The organism is Bacteroides sp. D22, assembly GCF_000163675.1.
Classification (GTDB): domain Bacteria; phylum Bacteroidota; class Bacteroidia; order Bacteroidales; family Bacteroidaceae; genus Bacteroides; species Bacteroides xylanisolvens.
Genome location: NZ_GG774844.1, coordinates 1 through 3,573, shown reverse-complemented (window position 1 = coordinate 3,573; position 3,573 = coordinate 1). Strand labels below are relative to the sequence as shown.

4 protein-coding genes are annotated in these 3,573 nt (G+C 41.6%); 3 read left to right on the top strand and 1 reads right to left on the bottom strand.

Going from position 1 to position 3,573, the window contains the following annotated elements; genetic code table 11:
* Positions 1–144 (bottom strand): transposase family protein (locus HMPREF0106_RS26595; protein ID WP_198138563.1); only part of this gene is annotated, 144 nt, incomplete at its 3' end.
* Positions 145–737: 593 nt separating this feature from the next.
* Between HMPREF0106_RS26595 and HMPREF0106_RS00255 the strand changes: the two genes are divergently transcribed.
* The 3 genes from HMPREF0106_RS00255 (at position 738) to tnpC (ending at position 3,161) form a co-directional block, all read left to right on the top strand.
* Positions 738–1,127 (top strand): hypothetical protein, encoded by a 390-nt coding sequence (locus tag HMPREF0106_RS00255; RefSeq protein ID WP_009041302.1) that lies wholly within the window; start codon positions 738–740, stop codon positions 1,125–1,127.
* On the top strand, positions 1,115–1,465 hold the full coding sequence (tnpB, locus tag HMPREF0106_RS00260; RefSeq protein WP_008642045.1) for an IS66 family insertion sequence element accessory protein TnpB: 351 nt from the start codon (positions 1,115–1,117) through the stop codon (positions 1,463–1,465). The genes HMPREF0106_RS00255 and tnpB overlap by 13 nt, the downstream gene beginning before the upstream one ends.
* A 94-nt stretch (positions 1,466–1,559) precedes the next feature.
* Positions 1,560–3,161, top strand: a complete 1,602-nt coding sequence (tnpC, locus tag HMPREF0106_RS00265) for an IS66 family transposase (protein ID WP_009041301.1) — start codon at positions 1,560–1,562, stop codon at positions 3,159–3,161.
* Positions 3,162–3,573: the final 412 nt, after the last annotated feature.

Sequence of the window (3,573 nt, the reverse complement as noted above, 5' to 3'; positions counted from 1 at the left end):
CCTCAATCTCATTACCAAGACGTGGGCGCCACAGATTACAGCAGCAATGGATATATAGATAATAGTTTCCATTTTATGTACTTTTTTGCGGTTCATCCTAGGATCTTCTATTTGTTTACAAAGGTCAATTATGCCAATTTTCATGTTAGTTTATGTTTTATAATATCTTATAAAGATAAGGAAAATAATCGACATATACAATAGATAATACACTAATAGTCAATAATATAAAAATAAAATACAAGTTGTAAGATAGTAAAAAATATAATGCGTCGACCCTGTTATGTATAAGCAGCCATATCGTTCCACTAGAGTGGAAAGGTCTGTGCACTAGAGTAGACAGTACCGTTCACTAGAGTGCAATGATCTGCCCACTCCAGTGAAACGATACAAATACTTATAGCAAAACACAACAATGATTAGGATAAAATATAAAGGGATAAGGAGAACTTAATACAGGAAAGCAGTAAAGTAAGGCAAGGTAATTGCTTTATAAAAAGTTACTTATATAAAAAAGGAAGAATAACAATCAGTCCGGAAAAAGACTGGGAGGAACAGAATGACGACCACAAAAAACAAGAAATAGAGAAAATGCATAAAAGGAATATGAGAATAAAAAAAAAGTCTATGAGAAATACACTATTTTCAGCATAAAAAGCGTAAGCGTCTCGGCGATGCCATATTTTCTATCTTAATTTTTCCTTTTAGCTTTGCGTCATAATAAAAAACCACATCTTATGACTGCACATGACTTGTACACCCGTACCTTATCGGATTATAAATCCTGTTTATGTTCTTCTCCTGCCTTAACTCTTCGTAGTTATTGCCGTGAACGACATGTAAACTACCATGGTATGTGTCTTTGGCTTTCCCGTCACGGCATCAGTATCCGTGAGTTGCGTCCCTCTTCTTCCGTCACCACCGCTAAAGAGCCTGCATCCTCTTTCAGCCGTTTGCTTCCGGTCTGCTCTTCCTCTTCCTCCTCTCCGGATATGCTTTACGGGGTTACCATCACTTTCCCTGACGGAGTGACTGTTTCTATCAAGCAAGGCAGTTCTTTTAGCGTCAGCCGTTTTATCGACCGTTATAACAGTAAAATTCAGGAGGAAAAGTCATGTTTGCTTTAACCGATGGCATGCATTATTATCTGTGCCAGCATTATGTTGATATGCGTAAAGGCATGACCGGACTTTACCGGCTTGTCAAGTCCGACATGTCCCTTTCTCCCGTTTCGGGTGACGTATTTGTGTTTTTCTCCCGCAAACGTGACATGGTTAAAATTTTGCGGTGGGATACGGACGGTTTTATTCTCTATCAGAAACGACTGGAAGAAGGCACCTTTGAGGTTCCCCGTTTTAATCCCGATACAGGGTCTTATGAGCTCTCCTGGAAGACTTTTCTTTTGATAATGCAGGGCGTCTCGCTCCGGTCTGCCAAATGCAGGAAACGGTTCCGATTGAGGTGACATTCTAATATAGTAATCTGTATATCAATATATTACATTGCAAATACTTCGCTAATTTCTTTGTCTTCCGGTTCTTTTTTCTTATCTTTGACACATGCAAAAGGACCGGCTCATAGAACTTCTGGAGGATCAAATCAGATCTTTAAAAGAACAGCTTGAAGCGGCTGCCAGGCGTGAGGAGCATGGGCAGCTGCTTATCTGCGAATTGACGATGCAGGTCCGGCAATTAACCGAAAGTGTCCATTCATTAGAAGAGGCGTTGACCTTGAAAAATGGTAAACTGAAGAAACAGGAGAACATCAGTCGTGGCTTAGGCAAACTTATAAGCAACGAGTCTGAAAAGCAGGTACCGGGTAAAGCGGAGGCGGTCCGGCAGACGTCTCCTTCCCGTTCATGCCCTTCTCCCAAAGAGCGGGGAAACAATAAATCCAAACGCAAGGAGCATTTTGAACTGGAAGAGAAGGTAATCGAAGTCAATCCCGAACATCCCCTTTTCAGCATATCCCTTGCCAAATTCATGGGATACCGTGATTCTATCCGTTATGTCTACACTCCTCCGAAATTTGAAAAGCTTGTCTACCGGCAAAACATTTATAGCTTAAACGGAACAGTCTTCTGCGGTTCCGCTCCCCAGGCACCTTTCCTTAACTCAAACTACGACGGATCTTTTGTAGCGGGTTTATGCCAGTTGCGCTATATCTACTCTATGAGTGTGGAGCGGATTATCGGCTTCTTCCGTGAAAGCGGATTTGAGCTTGAAAAGCCCACCGCGCATCACCTGCTGGGCAGAGCGGCCGAAGTGTTGGAAAACCTTTACAGGGCGTTGAGAACGGCCGTGCTTGAAGACTCTTATCTTTGTTGTGATGAAAGTTACCACAAAGTCCTTGTGGAAGAGAAGAACAGTAGAGGCAAAGGGGTAAGGCAGGGGTATATCTGGGCGGCCGTCGCGGTCAGGCAGAAATTGATACTGTACCTCTACGAGAATGGCTCCCGTAGCGGGAAGGTGCTTTTTGACCTTCTTTCCGAATATGAGGGGACAGTACAAAGTGACGCATACAGTCCGTATAGAAAATTGGAAAGTGACGCCTATCCGGGAATTAAAAGAATCGCCTGCCTGCAGCATGTCAAAAGGAAGTTCCTTGAGGTACAGGAGGAACCGGACGCACAAAAGATCGTTGAACTGACGAACAAGCTGTATCAAAAAGAACATGAACACTGTGTTGGTCGACAGGGATGGACAGACAAGGATAACCTCAGGCACCGGAAAAGGTATGCGCCGCAGATACTCAGCGAAATAAAAAGGGAACTGCTCAGGATAAAGAGTAAGCCTGACTTGCTTCCCAAAAGTGAGATGGCGGGAGCGGTTGACTATATGCTCTCGCAATGGGAGGCCATTAAGGGCATCTTTACTGAAGGATATTACTACTTGGACAATAATTTGGTCGAGCGGTACAACCGATATATATCACTGTCCAGAAGAAATTCCCTTTTCTTTGGAAGCCATAAGGGGGCGGAAAGAGGTGCCTTATTTTATTCGCTGGCCTGTTCATGCAGAATGCAGGGAATAAATACCTTCGAATATATCACGGAGGTAATCAATAAAGCGGCAAAGCTACCACCAAATACGGACATAAAGGTATATAGAAATTTATTGCCGGACAAATGGAAAGAAAATAGAAGTAGGATCGAAACATAAAGAGGAGATGCTACTTCTATTTTTTTTGAGGGGGGGCGGCATCGCCGAGACGCTTACTAAAAAGCTGGTAATATTATGAGAAATGCCGTTTTGAAAAGTATTTCTCATAATATATCTATTTGATTATCTTTCGTTTATCGAAAAACAATGAGAATATGAGAAATGCAAGTGAAAAATAGGGTTCTTCGTCAAATTTGGTGGTAATCTCTTTTTTATTTCAACTGTCTTCTTCTTTCTTAATCCTATTAAAAGTTGTAGATATGTTTGCTTTTTAGTAACTTTAAAGACACCACATCATTAAGAGTTACAATGCAACAAGTCATATCTACAACGTACAAATATACATCAAAAAAAGAAAATACTCCTACAAATAGGGGATTATTCCATGATTTCAGATTCAGTCTTGGCTACG

Excerpts from the sequence above, each read along its gene's own strand:
- HMPREF0106_RS00255 (WP_009041302.1), top strand. The coding sequence starts at position 738 with ATGACTGCACATGACTTGTACACCCGTACCTTATCGGATTATAAATCC.
- tnpB (WP_008642045.1), top strand. The coding sequence starts at position 1,115 with ATGTTTGCTTTAACCGATGGCATGCATTATTATCTGTGCCAGCATTAT.
- tnpC (WP_009041301.1), top strand. The coding sequence starts at position 1,560 with ATGCAAAAGGACCGGCTCATAGAACTTCTGGAGGATCAAATCAGATCT.